The following is a 220-nucleotide window of genomic DNA, read 5'->3' as shown; positions in this document are numbered from 1 at the left end:
TCCGTCGTCGGCAGCGTCAGATGTGTATAAGAGACAGCTCCGCCACGGGTGTGCTGACGAGGCGCAACGAGGACAGCCGCGCCTCCGCCGCGGTCGGGGCGACGGCCTGCGACGCGAGGGCCTGTCTCTTATACACATCTCCGAGCCCACGAGACGCGTAGTAATCTGGGGGGGGGGGGTTTGGTTTTAGGAGGGGGGGGGGGGGGGGGGGGGGGGGGGG

At 69.5% G+C, this 220-nt stretch carries 1 protein-coding gene; it reads right to left on the bottom strand.

Going from position 1 to position 220, the window contains the following annotated elements; all coding sequences use genetic code 11:
• Positions 1 to 16: 16 nt before the first annotated feature.
• Positions 17 to 220 (bottom strand): hypothetical protein (locus tag ACPYOM_RS23240; RefSeq protein ID WP_481347782.1); only part of this gene is annotated, 204 nt, incomplete at its 5' end.

It is taken from the genome of Monashia sp. HAY1-2A (genome assembly GCF_056755315.1).
This window is presented reverse-complemented; position numbering and strand designations above follow the sequence as displayed.